The sequence below is a fragment of the Protofrankia sp. CiP1_Cm_nod1 genome (assembly GCF_920888515.1).
Taxonomy (GTDB): Bacteria; Actinomycetota; Actinomycetes; order Frankiales; family Frankiaceae; genus Protofrankia.
The window spans coordinates 13775-17992 of record NZ_CAKKTM010000222.1; the positions used below are offsets into that span (position 1 = coordinate 13775).

Below are 4218 nucleotides of genomic sequence, written 5' to 3' on the forward strand. Positions count from 1 at the left end.
CCAGTATGCTGGACATCGTCCCATGAGCCGGGCGCATAGTGCTTCGCCGAGGCGCGGGAGCACGGCGTCGAGATCGTGTTCTGTACAACGTAGCGGGAACGTCCAATGGACCTGATATGACCGAACAGCAGCAAGGCCTACACAGGCTGAATCTGCTCTATGCCGCTGCCGGGTGCCTCGGTGGTTCCCTGGACGTCGATCGCACAGCTCAGGACTTGGCCGATGTCCTCGTCCCCGCTTTGGGTGATATCGCCACGGTCGACCTCGCCGAGGCCGTCCGGGCTGGGGATGAACCCCCAAAAATGCTCGGTGGCGGGCAGTTGCATCTTCGCCGCGTCGCCGCGGTCCGCGACAGCGGTTGCTGGCCTCCCGGATTCATCCTGGCGGGCATACCGATCCCGCCGTTACCGGACGGGTTTGAGATCCGGAATCTTCAGCGCGGCAAGACTATGATGGCCTTCACCCGTGCGGCGGCAGTTCCCGCCGCGGGCGATTTCGCGGATGTGATGATCCCGCCGGACGCGCATTCCGGGATGGGCGCGCCCCTGTACGCCCGCGGCCTCCTGCTCGGGCTCGTCACCGTGTGGCGGACCGGCTCCGCCCCCGTCTTCGATCGGGAGGACCGCAAGCTCCTGCTGGAGATCGCCTCCCGGGCCGCGCTCGGCGTGGACAACGCCCGCCGGTACACCCGCGAGCGCCGCGCGGCCGTCGCCCTGCAGCGGGGCCTCCTCCCCCGGGCCGGCACCGACACCCTGGCGGCCCAGACAGCCGGTGTCTACCTTCCGGCCGGTCGAGGATGCGAGGTGAGCGGCGACTGGTACGACGTCATCCCCCTGTCGTCGCTGCGCGTGGCCTTCGTCGTCGGTGACGTCATCGGCCACGGCCTGTCCGCCACCGCCACCATGGGCCGGCTGCGCACCGCCGTCCAAACCCTGGCCGACCTCGACCTCGACCCTGACGAACTCCTCACTCACCTCGACGACCTCGTGCAGCGGCTCGCCCACGAGGCCGACCCGTCCCGGGGGGATCCGGTGGGCGCGACCTGCGCCTACGCCGTCTACAACCCGATCACCGGCTGCTGCGCGATCGCCAGCGCCGGACATCCACCCCCCGCTGTGGTGACACCGGACGGAACCGTCGACTTCATCGACGTTAGCCCCGGCCCGCCGCTCGGCGTGGGCGGTATGCCGTTCGAGATCACCGAGATCGACCTGAAACCCGGCAGCGTGCTGGCCCTGTACACCGACGGCCTGCTCAACCGGCGCAACCGCGACGTCACCCAGGGGATGGAATGGCTCCATGACCGCATGGCCGCGGCCTGCGACACAGACCGGCCCCTGGAGGACATCGGCCACGCTCTGCTCGGCGACACATCGTCAACCCCGCCCACCGACGACATCGTCGTGCTGCTCGCCCGCACCCGCACCCTGGCGGCCGAGGCCACCGTCGACTGGGAGTTCCCCGCCGACCCGGCCGTAGTCGCCCAGGCCCGAAACCTGACGACCCGGCAGCTCGCCACCTGGAACCTCGACGATCTGGCCTTCACCACCGAACTGGTCGTCAGCGAGTTGGTCACCAACGCCATCCGCTATGCCCACGGCCCGATCAAGGTGCGGCTCATCCGCGGCGATCGCCTCGTGTGCGAGGTTTCGGATGCCAGCAACACCCAGCCGCGCCTGCGCCGCGCCCATACCACGGATGAAGGAGGCCGTGGCCTGTTCCTCGTGGCCCAGCTGACCCGGCGTTGGGGCAGCCGCTACGGCCGCTTGGGTAAGACCATCTGGACCGAACAACCGACACATGAGGTGCGCAGATAGTAAACGGTATAAACGACGATAGATTTCTGCCGCCTCATCCTGAGGAGCCCGTTGGTGCCCAAAGCATGTCTGTGGGCCCTAGCCAGGACTTCTACATCACCCGATGATCAATGGCCATCTGCCGAAGACCGGAGGGACTGGTTGGGTAGGGAGCTGGCACGGTGACGTGTGACCGCTCCGTTTCCAGCTCCCTACCGTCGATCTATGCATGTGGTTCTCCCGTATACAGCTCACCGACATCTTTCACCGCCGGCACTCGGTAATCTCCAGGGGAGATTCGGTCGGGGAGCAAGCACGGTCCCATCGAGGTTGAACAGCCCGAGGGGATCGGGTGAGGCGTAGGCCCCCACCCGCCAACCCCACGCCCGGCTGCGTTTGTGACGGTGCACCACGAAGATCGCAAGCCGGTGCACGGCGTAGGTCTGCATCTTGTCGAACACGAAGGCGGAGTTTCCGTAGCAGAAGTGCCCGGCCCAGCCGCGCAGGAAGGCGTTCACCTGCCGAACGACGGTGGTGACTGTGGGACTCCAAAATCTGGGTTTTGGCCTGTGAGCAGGTCTTTTGGTGTCCATTCACGGGTAAGGCTGTGATTGTGTGGCAAGACGGTCACTGGAGTGGGTAGCCAGGGGTCACCGCAAGTGCGGCGTGGATGGCGTCGATCCCGCGGATACCGTGGTCACGGGCGCTGACCAGATAGGAACGCACGCGGCAGTACCGGCGCAGGGGGCCGAGGTGTGCCAGTAGCCGGCACGGCCTGATGCCGTTTCGGGCCTCTCAGGGCCTGCTCCGCGGCGTTGTTGGTCCAGGGGACAGCGACGTTCTTCGCGAACAGCCAGACCTGTTCGGCCTTGGCGGCCAGCCGGCGGGCCACCGTCGCGGAGCGGGCGTTCACCGGGGCATACCAGACCAGCCCCGGCTCGGCCGAGCGGACCGTGACCACATTCGGGGGAGCCGGACAGCGGATTCCCGTCGGCATCGACGTCCGTGCGGAGCACGGTGACCGGGGTCTCGTCGACGCACAGCACCGGCGCGGCCCGCAACGCCCGCCGTCCTCATCGTCTGATCGAACCCGGCAGCATCCAGCGTTTCGGCGAGCCGGGCGTGGGCACGAACGACGAACCCGGTCGACACCGGCGCCCCCACCAGCGCCTCCAGGAGTATCGCGGTCCGCTCGACCGGAACGGTGCCCTCCGAGGCCAGCAGCACCACCGCGGCGGCGTTCACGTTCGGCCCGTAGAACCACCGACCCGGCCCGGGCGTGCGGCACGGCCGCGGTGGTGACTGCGCGACAGCGCGGGCAGCGCCGCCGCGGCAGCCGCCAGTGCACCGTTTCCAGCCGCACCGGCGGGATGTCCCACACCTGCTCCCGGCCCTCCCCCACCCCCGGCACCGCCGACAGATCCTGATGGCAGGCCGAGCACTCCGCCGGCGGATCGGCCTGCTCGGTCCGGTCCGGCTCCGCGGTCGGTGTCAGCCCCGCCCCGGCATGCCCCGCCCCGGCATGCCCCGGCTGACCGCCTGGCCGGCGGTCTTTCGACCGTTCCCGCTGGGAAGCAGCCCGGGCCGCTTTCCGTTGCGCTTTCGCCGCGATCGGATCCTTCGACGGTGGAGTCGAGGAGTTACCGCTGTTCATCCACAGCCGGCGTTCCGGCTCGGCGATCCGTACTTCCAGCTGGGCGGCTCACCGCTCCCACGCGGCGGCCAGCCGCTCCCGTACGGCACGCTCCGCGGCCAGTTCCGCCCGATGCCGCTCGTCCGCAGTCTCGATCACCTGCCGCAGCCGGGCGTTCGCCTCCCGGAGAACCTCCACCTCCGACGGCGACGGTGAGGACCCAGGCGGCGCAGCAGACACGAACCAGGATCATCGCCGTCACGGCTGGCAGATCAAGCACCAAATCCGGGTGTCGCCCCAACGCTTCCACACGGCTCAGCGGCCCACCGACGCGACCCCTGAATGGACACGTCTGATCCACTCGACGAGGTGGCAGCCCTGGTCATCCGGGGACTTCGCCGCCGGCCTTCGTGAATTTGGACGACAGTTTGGTTCCTCGTGGCCGACGCAGCCCCTACCGACATCCGGCCACGAGGAGATCGAGGTACCCCGCGGGACACCGAGCCTCGTCACGGCCCCGCGGCCTGCCTTATGGGAGATCTCATCGCTTCGGTGGGCGCCCCAGTCGCCGACGCCAGTCGTGTGCTCCGAGCAGGCGGACCATTCTGGCCTGCAGCTCGCTGTTCTTCTTCTTGTACGGATACCAGTGCGGCTCCGACTTCAGGCGGACCTTCTCGGAGACCACGGACTTTTGACGGCAGTACTTGAGGATGCCGGCAGCTCCACCCGACCGTGTTCCGACACCGGAGGTCTTCCAACCACTCATCGGCAGAGGCAGCTGGAACGTAC

The 4218-nt window shown here is 68.2% G+C and carries 5 protein-coding genes and 2 pseudogenes; 1 reads left to right on the forward strand and 6 read right to left on the reverse strand.

Annotated features, from left to right (window positions below):
- Window positions 1-137: 137 nt before the first annotated feature.
- Complete coding sequence (locus tag NBX02_RS10415; RefSeq protein ID WP_250283646.1) at window positions 138-326, reverse strand: hypothetical protein; 189 nt, start codon at window positions 324-326, stop codon at window positions 138-140.
- A 207-nt stretch (window positions 327-533) separates the two neighbouring features.
- Here NBX02_RS10415 and NBX02_RS10420 point away from each other — a divergent pair, with 207 nt between their 5' ends.
- The gene (locus NBX02_RS10420; protein WP_250283644.1) at window positions 534-1817 is read left to right on the forward strand and encodes a SpoIIE family protein phosphatase; all 1284 of its coding nucleotides are present in this window, start codon (window positions 534-536) and stop codon (window positions 1815-1817) included.
- A 230-nt stretch (window positions 1818-2047) separates the two neighbouring features.
- On the opposite strand, the gene NBX02_RS10425 is transcribed toward NBX02_RS10420, so the two are convergent.
- The 5 genes and pseudogenes from NBX02_RS10425 to NBX02_RS10435 form a co-directional block, all read right to left on the reverse strand.
- Window positions 2048-2389 (reverse strand): group II intron maturase-specific domain-containing protein, encoded by a 342-nt coding sequence (locus NBX02_RS10425; protein ID WP_445548355.1) that lies wholly within the window; start codon window positions 2387-2389, stop codon window positions 2048-2050.
- Between the two features lie 104 nt (window positions 2390-2493).
- Window positions 2494-2793, reverse strand: a complete 300-nt coding sequence (locus tag NBX02_RS23075; RefSeq protein WP_445548356.1) for a hypothetical protein — start codon at window positions 2791-2793, stop codon at window positions 2494-2496.
- Between the two features lie 324 nt (window positions 2794-3117).
- Window positions 3118-3489: pseudogene (locus NBX02_RS23080) on the reverse strand (DUF6444 domain-containing protein); the annotation flags it as partial.
- 9 nt (window positions 3490-3498) lie between these two features.
- A complete protein-coding gene (locus NBX02_RS23085; protein WP_445548357.1) occupies window positions 3499-3627 on the reverse strand; it encodes a hypothetical protein in 129 nt (42 codons plus the stop codon).
- Between the two features lie 343 nt (window positions 3628-3970).
- Window positions 3971-4218: pseudogene (locus tag NBX02_RS10435) on the reverse strand (aldehyde dehydrogenase family protein); the annotation flags it as partial.

Excerpts from the sequence above, each read along its gene's own strand:
- NBX02_RS10420 (WP_250283644.1), top strand. The coding sequence starts at position 534 with ATGGGCGCGCCCCTGTACGCCCGCGGCCTCCTGCTCGGGCTCGTCACC.
- NBX02_RS23075 (WP_445548356.1), bottom strand. The coding sequence starts at position 2,793 with ATGCCGACGGGAATCCGCTGTCCGGCTCCCCCGAATGTGGTCACGGTC.
- NBX02_RS10425 (WP_445548355.1), bottom strand. The coding sequence starts at position 2,389 with ATGGACACCAAAAGACCTGCTCACAGGCCAAAACCCAGATTTTGGAGT.
- NBX02_RS10415 (WP_250283646.1), bottom strand. The coding sequence starts at position 326 with ATGCAACTGCCCGCCACCGAGCATTTTTGGGGGTTCATCCCCAGCCCG.